The organism is Demequina pelophila (assembly GCF_000971175.1).
Taxonomy (GTDB): domain Bacteria; phylum Actinomycetota; class Actinomycetes; order Actinomycetales; family Demequinaceae; genus Demequina; species Demequina pelophila.
Genome location: NZ_BBLY01000005.1, coordinates 105,234 through 118,487 on the forward strand (window position 1 = coordinate 105,234; position 13,254 = coordinate 118,487).

A 13,254-nucleotide genomic window follows, 5' to 3' on the forward strand; every position below is an offset into this window, starting at 1 on the left:
ATGTACCTCACCGGCTGGACCGCGCTGCTCGCCGCTCTCGGGGCCGTCCCCGCGGCGGCGCTCGAGTCGCGCGCGGCCGCGTGGCTGTGGGTGCTCGGGACGCTCGCGCTGGCCGGGCTGGACGCGTGGATGGCGCCGTCCGTGCGGTCGCTCGGGGTGCGGCGCGAGCCGCCGGAGTCGGTGCGGCTGGGCGAGTCCGCCGCGAGCACGCTCGTGGCCGCCAATCTGGGACGCCGGACGCTGCGCGGGGCGGTGCGGGACGCGTGGCCGCCGTCCGTGGGCGCGACCCAGGCGCGGCACCCCGTGGCGCTCGGGCCGGGCGAGTCCGTGCGACTGCGGACCGCGCTGCGCCCCACCCGTCGCGGCGACCTGACGGCCGGGGCCGTGACCGTGCGGCTGGCCGGTCCGTTGCGGCTCGCGGGGCGCCAGCGCTCCTTCGCGGTGCCGGCGCGCGTGCGGGTGCTGCCGGAGTTCGCGTCGCGTCGCCACCTGCCGGCGCGGCTCGCGCGGTTGCGGGAGCTCGATGGGCGGTCCTCGGTGCTGCTCAAGGGCGCCGGGTCCGAGTTCGACTCGATGCGCGAGTACGTGCCCGGCGACGACGTGCGGACCATCGACTGGCGCTCGACCGCGCGCCGGGGCGACGTGATCGTGCGCACCTATCGGCCCGAGCGGGACCGGCGGATCGTCGTGGTGGTCGACACCTCGCGGCTGTCGGCGACGCGCGTGGCGGACGCCCCGCGGCTCGACGCGTCGATCGAGGCGGCGCTGCTGCTGTCGGCACTGGCCGCGCATGCCGGCGACCGGGTGCAGGCGACCGCGTGGGACCGGGTGGAGCGCGCGCGGGCGGCCGCGCCCGGCACCCGGATCGTCCACCAGCTGGCCGATGCGGTGGCCGCCGTCGAGCCGTCGCTGCTGGAGCCGGACTGGCCGGGGCTGGTCCGACTGCTGCAGGGCCGGGTGTCCCAGCGGTCGCTGGTGGTGCTGCTCACCACGGTGGACACGGGCGCGGCGGACTCCGGGCTCATCGACGCGGTGGGCGCGCTCGCGGCCCGGCACCTCGTGCTGGTCGCGTCCGTGGAGGATCCGGAGCTCGCCTCGCTCGAGCGCGGCCGGGCGGACGCGGACGCGCACTACGAGGCCGGCGCCGCCGCCCGCGCGTCGCTCGAGCGCGAGGCGGTCGCCGGGATGCTGCGGAGGCTGGGCGCGGAGGTGGTGCTCGCGGGCCCCGACGAGCTCGCGCCCGCCGTCGCCGACCGGTACCTGGCGCTCAAGACGGCCGGGCGGCTGTAGCGCGGCCGAGGCGCAGCGCGGGCGCACCTCACCCCCGGCCAAAGTGCATGAATTCGGCTAGCGCGCCGCCACCACACCCGGTGCCCGGCGGGCCGAAGCGACAAAGGTCTACCCCTCACGCGCAGCCACCTCGAGAAAGCGACCACGATCTACCCATTCCGTGAGTGGCGGCGGGGCGCGGGGCCGGGCGGGGCCGGACAGTGCGGGGGCTACGCCGCGACGGCCTCCACGTCCGTGGCGAAGTCCTCGACATCGCCCGCCGTCGAGCCGCGCCCCAGCCCGAACAGCGCGATCCAGAACGCGGCGCACGCGAGCGCGCCGATGACGATCTTGAGCCACCACCACATGGACGAGCCGGTGATGTAGCCCTCGATGAGGCCGGAGGCGAACAGCACGCCCGCGAGGCCCAGGGCGACGCCGATCGCGGCCCGCGCCTCCTCGGCGAGCGCGCGGCCTCGCGGCCGCGGTCCCGGCACCAGCAGCGTCCAGCACAGCCGCAGGCCGGTGCCGGCGGCCACGAACACCGCCGACAGCTCGAGCAGCCCGTGCGGGGTGATGAGCTGGAAGAAGACGTCGAGCGCGTCGTGCTCGGCCATCACCGCGCCCGCCACGCCCAGCTGCAGCACGGTGTTGTACATGAGGAACAGCGGATACAGCCCGGTGATCCCGAACACGATGCATTGCGCCGCGATCCACGCGTTGTTGGTCCACACCAGCGCCGCGAAGGAGGTCGACTCGTACTCGGTGTAGTAGCGCGCGAACTCCTCGTCCGCGAGCGCCTGACGCTCCTCGGGGGTGCCGATCAGCGCGAGCGCCTCGGGGTGCGTCGCGGTCCACCAGCCGGAGATCGCGGCGAGCACCAGCACCGCGATCGTCACGCCGAGTCCCCACCACCGCACGCGGTGCAGCGCCGCGGGCAGCCCGACGCGCAGGTAGCGCCCGAACGACCGAGTCGACGACACGCGGGCGCCGGTGAGCCACACCCTCCCGTCCGCGAGCAGCACCGACAGCCGCGACACCAGCGTGGGCTCGGGGGCCGCGGAGCGGACGGCCGCCAGGTCCGCGGCGGTGGCCTGGTAGAGCCGGGCGAGCTCGTCGGCCTCCGCCCCGGTGAGGCGGCGCGACCGCGTCAACTGCCGCAGGCGCTCCCATCGGCCCTGCCGTGCGGCACTGAAGGCGTCGATGTCCACGCCGCTACGATGCCACAGACGGGGTCGTACGAGGGAGGTGGCCATGACCGACGAGGACGACATCCTCATCGGCGAGGGCGTGGTGCTCGACTCCTCCGCCGCGCCGGTGACCCTCCGGGTGCTCTCCGGCGCCATCGACATGCTCGCGCTGCTGGCCGTCTTCGTCGTCGGGGTGTGGGCCTTCGGCGACCTGGCCAATGCGCTCACCGACGCGTGGGCGCGCGCCATCGGCACCGCCTGGCTGGTGCTCGCGCTCGTGGTCGCGCCCGCCACCCTCGAGACCTTCACCCGCGGCCGCTCGCTGGGCCGGCTGGCCGTGGGGCTGCGCATCGTCCGCGACGACGGCGGCCCGGTGGGCGCCCGGCACGCGTTCCTGCGCGCGATGGCGGGAGTGCTCGAGATCTTCGCGACGTTCGGCATGCTCGCGGCGACCGTGTCGACGCTGGGCGCCCGCGGCAAGCGCATCGGCGATCACCTGGCCGGCACCTACGCGATGCGCGTGCGCGGCGCGCGCCGCACCCTGCCGCCGGTGGCGATGCCGCCCGAACTCGCGTCCTGGGCGCGCACGGTGGACGTCACCCGCCTGCCGGACGGGCTCGCGCTCACGGCCCGCATGTTCCTCGCGCGGGCCCCGCACATGCACGCGCCGTCGCGCGCGCGGGTGGGCACGAGCCTCGACGCGCGGCTGCGCACGCACGTCTCGCCCGCGCCGCCCGAGGGGACGCACCCGGAGGCCTTCATCGCCGCGGTGCTCGCCGAGCGAGGCTCCCGCGAGACGCGCCTCGAGACCGCGCGGGTCGAGCGCGCCTATCGCGAGTCGGCGCGCCTGCGGGCGCTCCCCTACGGCGTCCCGGACGCCGAGAACTGACGGCGCCCGCGCCGGCCGCCACGGGCCGGTGCCCGCGGCGCCACCCCGCCCGGCGCATCGTCCCCGGTCAGTACCGGTAGTGCTCCGGCTTGTAGGGGCCGGCGACGTCCACGCCGATGTAGTCGGCCTGGGCCGGCGACATCTCCGTGAGCCGCACGCCCAGGGCGTCGAGGTGGAGGCGCGCGACCTTCTCGTCGAGCACCTTGGGCAGGCGGTGCACGCCCAGCGGGTAGGCGTCGCGGTTGATCCACAGCTCGATCTGCGCGATGACCTGGTTGGTGAAGGACGCGCTCATGACGAACGACGGGTGGCCGGTCGCGTTGCCCAGGTTCATGAGGCGGCCCTCGGACAGCACGATGATGCTGTGCCCGTCGGGGAACACCCACTCGTCGACCTGCGGCTTGATGGGCGTGAGCTTCGCGCCCGAGCGGGCCAGGCCCGCCATGTCGATCTCGTTGTCGAAGTGGCCCACGTTCGCGACGATCGCCTTGTCCTTCATCGCGGCCATGTGCTCGACGCGGACGATGTCCTTGTTGCCCGTGGTGGTGATGAAGAAGTCGGCGCGGTCCACGTAGTCCTCGACCCGCGCGACCTCGTAGCCGTCCATCGCGGCCTGGAGCGCGCAGATGGGGTCCACCTCGGACACGACCACGCGCGCGCCCTGCCCGCGCAGCGCCTCGGCCGCCCCCTTGCCCACGTCGCCGTAGCCGCACACGAACGCGACCTTGCCGCCCATGAGCACGTCGGTCGCGCGGTTGATGCCGTCCGGCAGCGAGTGGCGGATGCCGTACTTGTTGTCGAACTTGGACTTGGTCACCGAGTCGTTGACGTTGATGGCCGGGAAGAGCAGCTCGCCGCGCTTGAACATCGCCTCGAGACGATGCACGCCGGTGGTGGTCTCCTCGCTCACGCCGACGATGCCGGCGGCCATGCGCGTGAAGCGGGTGGGGTCCGCGGCGAGGGAGCGGCGCAGCACGGCGCGCATCGCCTCGACCTCGACGTTGTACTCGGGGTCCTCCTCCTCGAGCGGCGCGGGCACCTCGCCGGCGGCCTCGCAGCGCACGCCCTCGTGGACCAGCAGGGTGGCGTCGCCGCCGTCGTCGAGGATGATCGTGGGGCCGTCGTGGCCGTCCCAAGTGAGGATGCGGTCCGTGTACTCCCAGTACTCGCGGATGGTCTCGCCCTTGACCGCGAAGACCGGCACGCCGTCCGGCGACGAGTAGGTGCCGCGGCCCACGGCGATGGCCGCGGCCGCCTCGTCCTGCGTGGAGAAGATGTTGCACGACGCCCAGCGCACGTCCGCGCCCAGCGCGGTGAGGGTCTCGATGAGCACCGCCGTCTGCACGGTCATGTGCAGCGAGCCGGCGATGCGGGCGCCCGCGAGCGGCTGCGCCTCGCCGTACTCCGCGCGCAGCGACATGAGGCCGGGCATCTCCTGCTCGGCGAGCCGGATCTGGTGGCGGCCGGCCTCGGCCAGCGACAGGTCGGCGACGATGTGGTCCGTCATGGGTTCCTCCGATGCTCCGCCCGGGCCCCGGGCACGGTCGATCATTGTGTCACCGTCGAGGGCGTCGCGCCCCGGACCCCGCCCCGAGTGCCTGGACACTCCGCACGGATTCCCGGGCGACGCGCCGACGGTTCAGGCCGATGCGGTGCTCCCGCCCGGCGTGTCGGGCCCCGTTCCGTGCGGAGTGTCCGCGGGGAGGGGGCCGGTGCGGCGCACGTCCGGCTCGATGAAGATGAGCCGGACGGCGGGAACGGCGGCGCGGATGCGCGCCTCCGCGTCATTGGTGCGCGCGGAGACGGCGGCGAGGGTCTCGTGGGCGCCGGCGCCGACCTTGGCCGTCACGAGGATGTCCTCGGGGCCCAGGTGGACGGTGCGCAGGTGGATGACGTCGGGGTAGCCGGCCTCCGCGAGCGCGCCGCGGATCGCGGCCACGTCCTCCTCGGTGGCGGACTCGCCCAGCAGCATCTCGCGGGTCTCGCGGGCGAGCACGAGCGCGATGCACACGAGCAGGACGCCGATCATCGCGGTGCCGGCCGCGTCCCAGCGGCCGTCGCCGGTCGCGAGCGTCATCGAGACGCCGAACAGCGCGAACGTGAGGCCGATCAGCGCGCCGAAGTCCTCGAGCAGCACGACCGGCAGCTCGGGCGAGCGCGACCGCCGGATGAACGTGGGCCACGACTGGGTGCCGCGGATCTTGTTCGACTCGCGCACCGCGGTGCGGAACGACGCGCCCTCGAGGCCCATCGCGATGAGCAGCACCACGACGGGGACCCAGTGCCACGACTCGATGGGCTCGGGGTGCATGAACTTGTGCCACGCCTCGTACAGCGCGAACAGGCCGCCGAGGGTGAAGAGGATGACCGCGACGAGGAACGCGAAGTAGTACCGGTACCGCGAGTACCCGAACGGGTGGTCCGGGGTGGCCTCCTTGCGCGCCTTGCGGGCGCCCACGAGCAGCAGGATCTGATTGCCCGAGTCCGCGACGGAGTGGATGGCCTCCGCGAGCATCGACGAGGCGCCGGTGAGCGCCCACGCGCCGAACTTCGTGACGCCGATGCCCAGGTTGGCCGCGAGCGCCGCGACGACGGCCTTGGTCGAGCCCTCGGTCGACACGTCAGCCCTCGCGGATGACCGCGAGGACCCGGTCCCGCACGCGCTCCATCAGCTCGACGCCGTCCGCCTCCGCGTTGAGACGCAGCAGCGGCTCGGTGTTGGAGGGGCGGACGTTGAACCACCAGCGCTCGCCCTCGCCGGGCGCGGGCCAGTGCTCGACGGTGAGGCCGTCGAACTCGTCGGCCTCGACCTCGGCGGTCACGAACGCGGCGCGCACGCGGGCGAGCGCGTCGGGCACCGAGTCGACCTTGGAGTTGATCTCGCCGGACGCCGTGTAGGGGTGGTAGCTCTCGAGCATCTCCGACAGCGCGCGGTCCTGCGTGCCCAGCGCCGCGAGCACGTGCATCGCGGCGAGCATGCCCGAGTCCGCGTAGAAGAAGTCGCGGAAGTAGAAGTGCGCCGAGTGCTCGCCACCGAACACGGCGTTGAGGCGCGCCATCTCCGCCTTGATGAACGAGTGGCCCACGCGCGCACGGACGGGCGTCGCCCCGGCCTCCGCGAGCTGCTCGCGCACCGCGCGGGAGGAGATGAGGTTGTGGATCACGGTGGGCTGGTTGCCCTCGGCGAGCTCGCGCACGGTCTCGCGCAGGCCCACGAGGCACGTGATGGTCGAGGGGGTGACCACCTCGCCGCGCTCGTCGACCACGAAGCAGCGGTCGGCGTCCCCGTCGAAGGCGAGGCCGATGTCCGCGCCGTTCTCCTTGACCGCGGCCTGCAGGTCGCGCAGGTTCTCGGTCTCGAGCGGGTTGGCCTCGTGGTTGGGGAAGGTGCCGTCGAGCTCGAAGTACAGCGGGATGATCTCGAGGGGCAGGGCCGGCAGGCCCGCCTCCGTGCCGAGGACGGCGGGGACCGTGTAGCCGGCCATCGCGTTCGCGGCGTCGACCACGACCTTGAGCGGGCGGATGCCCTCGAGCGGCACGAGCGAGCGCAGGAAGGCGCCGTACTCGCCCACCATGTCGCGCTCGGTGACCTCGCCGGCGCGCTCGGCGGCGGCGGGCTCCTCGACCAGGTAGTCGGCGGCGCGCTCGCGCACGTCCGCGAGGCCCGAGTTCTCGCCCACGGCGCGGGCGCGCGAGCGGCACAGCTTCATGCCGTTGTAGGCGGCCGGGTTGTGGCTGGCGGTGATCATCACGCCGGGCACGTCGAGCTCGCCCGACGCGTGGTAGAGCCCGTCGGTCGAGCACAGGCCGATGCGCACGACGTCGACGCCGCGGCGGGTCAGGCCCTCCGTGACGGCGTCCGCGAGGCCGGGGCCCGAGTCGCGCATGTCGTGGCCGATCGCGACCGTGCTCTCCCCCTCGGGAAGGACGATGGTGTCCGCGAACGCGCCGCCGATGGCGCGCGCCACGTCGAGGGTGAGGTCCTCGCCCACGATGCCGCGGACGTCGTAGGACTTGATGAGGCTGCTGAGATCCGGTCGCGTAGTCACGTGCGCCAGACTAGCCGCGCACCCCTGGGCGGGCCAGGACCTTTTCGGACGTCAGCCCTGGTCGGCGATGACGCGCAGGTGGCCGCGGCGCGGCTCGGACGCGACGGGGGCCGGCGGCGTGAAGGCGGGGGCGGGCTCGGGGCGCGGGCGGCCGGCCTCGCGCACCGCGCGGGCGAGCGCCTCGAGGTCGTCGGTCGACGGCTCGGGCTCGACGTACTCCGTCTGGATGTGCACCACGTCCCAGCCGCGCGGCGCCGTGAAGCGGTCGGCGTGGTGCGCGCACAGGTCGTAGCTGTGCGGCTCGGCGGCGGCGGACAGCTGTCCCACCACCACGGTCGAGTCGGTGTACACGTACGTCAGCGTCGCCGCGGCCGCTCGGGCACACGACGTCCGCGAGCATTGCCGGGTCGCCATCACGAGAACCGACGGTACCCGCGGGCGGCGCTCCCGGGCCCGAGCCACGCCGGGGGTAGCCTCGCACCATGTCCCGCCGCGATCGCCATGGCCACGGCCTGCGTCGGCCGCTGCTGCCCTTCGGCGCTCCCGCCTACCGCACCCGCGCCGAGCGTTTCGACGATGCGGTCGCGGACGCGGTGCACCGCCTCGAGCCCCGCTGGGGGAGCGTCTGGGGACGCATCGAGTTCGGCACCGAGGACGTGCCGCCCTCGGACCCGGCGCCGTGGGAGGAGGGCGTGCCGCTCGGGCGCCTGTTCCCCGCGGACCTGGGGCAGCCGGCGCGCGTGGTGCTCTACCGCCGGCCGCTCGAGCAGCGCGCCGAGTGGCCGCATCTGCATGCCCTCGTGCGCGACGTGGTCGCGGAGAACGTCGCCCACCTGCTGGGCCGCGCGCCCGACGAGGTCGACCCGGACTACGGCACGTAGGAGCCCTCCGGGCTACGGCACGTAGGGGCCCTCGAGCGCGGTGACGTCCCGGGGCTCGACGACCGTCACGCGCGGCGCCAGGATCGTCAGATAGCCGGGCGAGGTCTGCACCCGCAGGCCCCACACGAACGGGCCCTCCGCGGCGACGACCGTCCCGCGGTCCAGGTCGAGCGGCTCGACCACGGTCTGTCCGGCCGCGAGCGCGATCACCCGCAGCTCCTCCCCGTCCTCGTCGACCAGGACGAAGTCGCCGGCCTCGACGGCATGCACCACCAGTTGTGCCCCCGGGTCCGGGACGACGGCGGCCCTCTCCCCGACGTCGTCGGCCGCCACCGCCGCGCTCCACGCGAGGTCGGCCGCGACCGCGTCGCGGGGGCCGTCCTCGACCTCGCGCTCGACGCGCGTCATCGCGCCCGCGACCACCGGCGCATCGGCCTCGATCGTGATCGCGCCGGCGGCGACCGCGGGCACCGCGACCTCGGTCACCACGCCCGGCTCGAGCGCGAGGGGGCTGACGCCTCCCCAGGCCACGGCGCCGTCGGGCGAATCGAGGGCGAGGTCCACGGACGCGCCCTCCGGCGCCAGGAGGCGCAGCGTGGTCGCGGCGGCGCCGCTCGCCCCGACGACCGGCACCAGCAGGCTCGTGGACGGGCCGGCGCCGGGCACCACCCAGTCCGTGCCCAGCGGCTGGAACCCGTCGAGGCGGGAGTCCTGCAGCGCGGCGGCCACCCCCGCGCCGGTGGCCGCGACGTGGACCACGAGGGCGGGCAGCTCCGGCGCGATGGCCTCCAGGAGGAGGTCCGCCTGGCCGCCGGGGCCCACCGAGACGACGGTGCGCTCCTCGATCGCGCCGAGCGCCCCGTACACCTCGACCGTGACCTCCGTCGAGGCGGCGGTCGGATTCGTGAGCACCAGGCGCGCGCTCGATCCCAGGCGGGTCGTGCCGCCCACCAGCCACTGGTCGGCCAACGCGTCGCCGCAGCTCGCGGTGGACAGCCCCTCGACATCGCCCGAGCCCACGCGCTCGATGGTGGCGCCGGCGAGGCCGGGGGTCGTGAAGCCCGCTCCCGCGCCGTCGATGTCGTCGGCGAAGACGATGTACGTGACGTCGTCGGAGCCGGGGTCGACGTCCTCGCCGCCGGCGTCGATGTCACCCACCGGCACCTCGACCCGGCCCGGGCAGGCGAGCGGCTGAGCCTCGGGCTCGACCGACACGTGGAGGGCCTCGACGGCGGGGGGCTCGGCGTGCGGAAGCTGTTCTGCGACGACCACGGCACCCACGAGCAGCAGGGCCGATGCGCCGGAGACGAGGCGGCCGATCATGCGCGCACCACCCGGTAGCGGCGGTCGTGGAGCGGGATCATGCCGACGATCGCCCATCCCATGACCGCGGCGCCGGCCCACCACCACCCGGCGTAGGTGTCGTCGCGGTACTCGTAGACGACCTCGCTCGCGCCGTCCGGCACCGCGAAGGCGGCCCGGCCCAGCGCATCGTCCACCGGCTCGAGCGCGACCCCGTCCGCCCAGGCCGACCACGCGGGGTCGGCAGGGACGGCGACGACGAGGGTGCCGGCGGGGAGCGCGCCCTCGGCGCGTCCCGAGCGGGAGTCGGAGTCGAGGGTCACGAGCCGTGACCCGGACTCGATCCAGGCGCGCGACACCGGCGTGGAGCCGTCCGCGCGCGTGACCCGGAAGGTGGTGCCCAGGTCCGAGGCGCCGATGAGCCGCAGCCCCGGAATCTGCCCCAGCGAGCCGGCGATGCGCGGCGAGTCGGGCGCGGCGACGATGACGCCGACGCCCCACGCGGCCAGGTCCTCCTGGGCGCCCGCGCCGGCGCCGGTGAGCTGTGCGACCGCGTCGGCGAGGGTGTCGACCGTCGCCGGCGTCGCGTCCGGGCGCGCGAACGGCGAGCCGTCCGCGTCGAGACCCGCGCGGCCGTGGAGCACCTGGGTGCCGTCCCACTCGAGGACGGAGTACGTCACGCCCTCGTCGGCCGCGTCCTCGAGCACGAGCACGCGCTGACGGGTGGCCACCTGCTGCTCGAGCGCGGCGACCAGGGGCAGCACCGTGGAGTCGGCCGGGTGCACGTCGCCACGCTCGGCGCGGCTCGGCCACGCCTCCAGCACGACCGTCGATGCCAGCACGCCGGCCGCCAGCGTGAGGGAGACCGCCGCGGTGAGGCGGACGGCGGAGCGGCGCCGCCCGTGCGACCACCACCAGCCTCCCGCCGAGGCGGCGGCCGCGGCGGTCAGCAGCCCGGCGAGCGCGAGCGAGGTGCCGGGGCCCGCGAAGCCGTTGGCGGCGGCGCCGGGCTCGTGCACGCCGACCACGACGGTCCGCTCGGCGGCGACCGCGACGGCCACGCCGAGGGCGGCGGTCGCGAGGCCCGCGGACACCGCGCGCGAGGCCCTGCCCGAGGCCACGGCGGCGAGCGCGGCCAGCACGGCGATCGCCCCGACGCCCGCCACCGTGACGGTCGCCGGCACGTCCAGTCCCGGGACGGGACGGGGCTCGGCGCCGACGCCCAGCAGCAGGCGCCAGGGCTCGGCGATCGCGGACGCCAGCGCGGGACCGTTCTCGCGCGCGAGGATCGCCCACGCGGACTCGACGGAGCCGGTGGTCCACGCGGCGACGAGCGCGGGGCCGGAGACCACGAGCCCGGGGACCGCGGCGGACCAGACGCGCCAGCGATGCCGGCCGGCGAAGACGCCGGCGATCAGGACGATGACGACGAGCGGCGCGAGCATGACCGGCGCCGCAACGGCGATCACGGCGAGGGAGAACGCCGCGCCCATCGCGGCGCTCGGCGACGCCTGCTGGCGGGCGGGGAAGGACTCGCCCTCGCCCACGGTCTCCCCACGGTGCCAGCCGGCGGCGCGGGCGAGCCCGAGCGCGAACCAGGGCAGCATCACATGCGCCAGCACCGCGCCCACCCGGCCGTCCGAGATCGCCTGCAGGTGCATCGGCCACAGCCCGTAGGCGAAGGCGACGCACGCGCGCACGGCGACCGAGCGCGTCGCCGCGCCGCTGGCGAACCATGCCGCCATGACGCCGAGCGCCACGCCCAGGGCGAGCAGCATCCCGATCCAGAAGCGCACCCCGCCCGGCAGCACGGCCACGGGCAGCAGCAGCGCCGCGAAGGCGCCGTCGAGCGCCGGGGCGCCGAGCCCCGCGGCCGCCCAGCCCGACCACGTGCGCTCCCACAGGGACGGCAGGTCGAGGTCCGTGGTGCCGAGCGCGTCGCCCACGAGCATCCGGCCGGACAGGAGCGCGGTGAGCCACGTGCCGTGGAGGACCACGGACGCGCCGAGCGCGCCGAGCGTCACCAGGCCGGCGCCCACCCGCCGCCGCGTCGCCGCCGCGTCGAGCTCCTCGCGCACCACGTCCGACGGCGCGTGCAGGGCGCGCCAGCGTTCGTGCGAGCGCATCTCGCGGGAGCGCACGAACGACGCGGCCGCGCGCGGGCCGACGAGCAGCGGGCGCACGATGGTGCGTCCGCGCCGCGACCCGTGCCGGATGCGCGCGCGCACGCCCGGCAGGAAGCGCAGCCGTGCGAGGACCCGCCAGGGCACCGCGAGATCCGCGAGCGCGGTGCGGGGCTCGTTCTGCGCGATCCGCAGGATCACGCGCCCCAGGGCCGAGGCCACGAGCCACACGAGCAGCAGCGGCGTCCAGCCGAGCGGGGACCAGGCCAGCGAGTGGAACCACTCCCCCGCGCGGCGGCTGCCGTAGGTCGCGCGCTCCCCGCGCGCGCTCCCGGCGCGCAGGCCGCGCAGTCCGTCCTGGGCGTGCCGGATCCGGGCGCGGGGCACCACGACCACGTCGTGGCCGGCCCGCCAGGCGCGCCGGCACAGGTGAAGGCTGTCGCCGAAGCCGCGGTAGGCCGGCTCGAGGCCGCCCAGCTCCTCCCACACGTCGCGGCGCACCAGGGCGCCGGCGAGCGACGCGCCCAGCACGTCGTCACGATCGTCGTACTGGCCCTGGTTGATGTCGTCCTGGTCCACCAGGTCGATGCGGCGGGCGCCCACGCGCGTCGTGGTGGTGCCGATGGACACCAGGCGCGACGGGTCGTCCCACTGGACCTGCGCCGCACCGATGACGCCGGCGGCCGTGCGCTTGCGGGCCGTGGCGACCAGCCGGGCGAGGGCGCCCTCAAGGGGCGCCGAGTCGTCATGGAGGAGCCACAGGTACTCCTGCGGCAGCGCGGGGTGCGCCGCGAGCACGGCGTCGATCGACGCGGAGAGGTCGCGGCCGAGCCCCTCGATCCAGTCGACCGGGAAGCCGTCGGGCACCACCGGACGGTCGACGCCATCCGCAAGCACCACGTGCACCACGTCGGGGCGCGGGTCCTGGGCCGCGACGGCGGCGAGGGTGGCGGGAAGGTGGGACGAGCGGCCGTCGGCGACCACGATCGCGCGCACCAGAAGGCGCGCCGCGCTCACCTCGGACCCACGCGGGCGCGCCTAGACGGCGCGACGCTTGAGCTTGCGCCGCTCGCGCTCCGAGAGTCCTCCCCAGATCCCGAACCGCTCGTCGTTCGCCAACGCATAGTCCAGGCACTCGGCGCGCACGTCGCAAGACGCACACACCTTCTTGGCCTCACGCGTCGATCCGCCCTTCTCAGGGAAGAACGCCTCGGGATCGGTCTGCGCGCACAGCGCACGGTCCTGCCACGCGAGCGGACCGTCGTCCTCGACTTCGGAGAAGATGTCGACCACGGACGCGAGCGTCGGGGTCGGCGTGCTTGCGTCGGAGTGCGCCGAGCCTTCGTAGATATTCCACATGGCCCCACCTCCGATCAGGACAGCGACAACCGCCGCCGCCTGCATGAATTACACCCGTGTCACTCGGCCCGCGTCAAGTCCGAGACAGTGCTATCCCAAGAACTTCCCGCATCACGCGCCCGGGCGTGTCGGATGTCATACGGCGGGTTCCGCGACCCGCGCGGGACCTCCCGCGGGCGGCCCGACGCGCGG

At 75.1% G+C, this 13,254-nt stretch carries 11 protein-coding genes; 3 read left to right on the plus strand and 8 right to left on the minus strand.

Features of this window, described 5'->3' with window-relative positions:
- Positions 1-1,290, plus strand: coding sequence for a DUF58 domain-containing protein (locus AOM03_RS08525; protein ID WP_062380346.1), 1,290 nt, complete (start codon positions 1-3; stop codon positions 1,288-1,290).
- Positions 1,291-1,499: 209 nt separating this feature from the next.
- Here the strand turns inward: AOM03_RS08525 and AOM03_RS08530 are convergent, their stop codons facing one another.
- Positions 1,500-2,480 carry a stage II sporulation protein M gene (locus tag AOM03_RS08530; RefSeq protein ID WP_062380348.1) on the minus strand — a complete coding sequence of 327 codons (981 nt, stop codon included), beginning with the start codon at positions 2,478-2,480 and terminating at the stop codon, positions 1,500-1,502.
- A 43-nt stretch (positions 2,481-2,523) separates the two neighbouring features.
- Between AOM03_RS08530 and AOM03_RS08535 the strand changes: the two genes are divergently transcribed.
- The gene (locus AOM03_RS08535) at positions 2,524-3,348 is read left to right on the plus strand and encodes an RDD family protein (protein ID WP_062380350.1); all 825 of its coding nucleotides are present in this window, start codon (positions 2,524-2,526) and stop codon (positions 3,346-3,348) included.
- Between the two features lie 67 nt (positions 3,349-3,415).
- On the opposite strand, the gene ahcY is transcribed toward AOM03_RS08535, so the two are convergent.
- The 4 genes from ahcY to AOM03_RS08555 form a co-directional block, all read right to left on the minus strand.
- Complete coding sequence (gene ahcY / locus AOM03_RS08540) at positions 3,416-4,855, minus strand: adenosylhomocysteinase (protein ID WP_062380352.1); 1,440 nt, start codon at positions 4,853-4,855, stop codon at positions 3,416-3,418.
- A 132-nt stretch (positions 4,856-4,987) separates the two neighbouring features.
- Positions 4,988-5,968, minus strand: coding sequence for a cation diffusion facilitator family transporter (locus tag AOM03_RS08545; protein ID WP_062380354.1), 981 nt, complete (start codon positions 5,966-5,968; stop codon positions 4,988-4,990).
- Between the two features lies 1 nt (position 5,969).
- On the minus strand, positions 5,970-7,397 hold the full coding sequence (locus tag AOM03_RS08550; protein WP_062380357.1) for a phosphomannomutase/phosphoglucomutase: 1,428 nt from the start codon (positions 7,395-7,397) through the stop codon (positions 5,970-5,972).
- A 51-nt stretch (positions 7,398-7,448) separates the two neighbouring features.
- Entirely contained in the window at positions 7,449-7,811 is a 363-nt protein-coding gene (locus AOM03_RS08555; protein WP_227589941.1) for a DUF3499 domain-containing protein, read from the minus strand.
- Positions 7,812-7,879: 68 nt separating this feature from the next.
- Here AOM03_RS08555 and AOM03_RS08560 point away from each other — a divergent pair, with 68 nt between their 5' ends.
- A complete protein-coding gene (locus AOM03_RS08560) occupies positions 7,880-8,278 on the plus strand; it encodes a metallopeptidase family protein (RefSeq protein WP_082092275.1) in 399 nt (132 codons plus the stop codon).
- 12 nt (positions 8,279-8,290) lie between these two features.
- Here the strand turns inward: AOM03_RS08560 and AOM03_RS08565 are convergent, their stop codons facing one another.
- The 3 genes from AOM03_RS08565 to AOM03_RS08575 are packed head-to-tail and all read right to left on the minus strand — an operon-like array spanning position 8,291 to position 13,062.
- Positions 8,291-9,601 (minus strand): DUF5719 family protein, encoded by a 1,311-nt coding sequence (locus AOM03_RS08565; protein ID WP_062380359.1) that lies wholly within the window; start codon positions 9,599-9,601, stop codon positions 8,291-8,293.
- Positions 9,598-12,720: a glycosyltransferase gene (locus AOM03_RS08570; RefSeq protein ID WP_062380361.1), complete on the minus strand. Its 3,123-nt coding sequence runs from the start codon at positions 12,718-12,720 to the stop codon at positions 9,598-9,600. The genes AOM03_RS08565 and AOM03_RS08570 overlap by 4 nt, the downstream gene beginning before the upstream one ends.
- Before the next feature lie 21 nt (positions 12,721-12,741).
- Positions 12,742-13,062 (minus strand): WhiB family transcriptional regulator, encoded by a 321-nt coding sequence (locus AOM03_RS08575; protein ID WP_062380363.1) that lies wholly within the window; start codon positions 13,060-13,062, stop codon positions 12,742-12,744.
- Positions 13,063-13,254 lie beyond the last annotated feature (192 nt).

Bases quoted from the DNA above. Each gene is read 5' to 3' on its own strand.
- AOM03_RS08525 (WP_062380346.1), top strand. From the start codon at position 1: ATGTACCTCACCGGCTGGACCGCGCTGCTCGCCGCTCTCGGGGCCGTC.
- AOM03_RS08535 (WP_062380350.1), top strand. From the start codon at position 2,524: ATGACCGACGAGGACGACATCCTCATCGGCGAGGGCGTGGTGCTCGAC.
- ahcY (WP_062380352.1), bottom strand. From the start codon at position 4,855: ATGACGGACCACATCGTCGCCGACCTGTCGCTGGCCGAGGCCGGCCGC.
- AOM03_RS08555 (WP_227589941.1), bottom strand. From the start codon at position 7,811: ATGGCGACCCGGCAATGCTCGCGGACGTCGTGTGCCCGAGCGGCCGCG.
- AOM03_RS08560 (WP_082092275.1), top strand. From the start codon at position 7,880: ATGTCCCGCCGCGATCGCCATGGCCACGGCCTGCGTCGGCCGCTGCTG.
- AOM03_RS08565 (WP_062380359.1), bottom strand. From the start codon at position 9,601: ATGATCGGCCGCCTCGTCTCCGGCGCATCGGCCCTGCTGCTCGTGGGT.
- AOM03_RS08575 (WP_062380363.1), bottom strand. From the start codon at position 13,062: ATGTGGAATATCTACGAAGGCTCGGCGCACTCCGACGCAAGCACGCCG.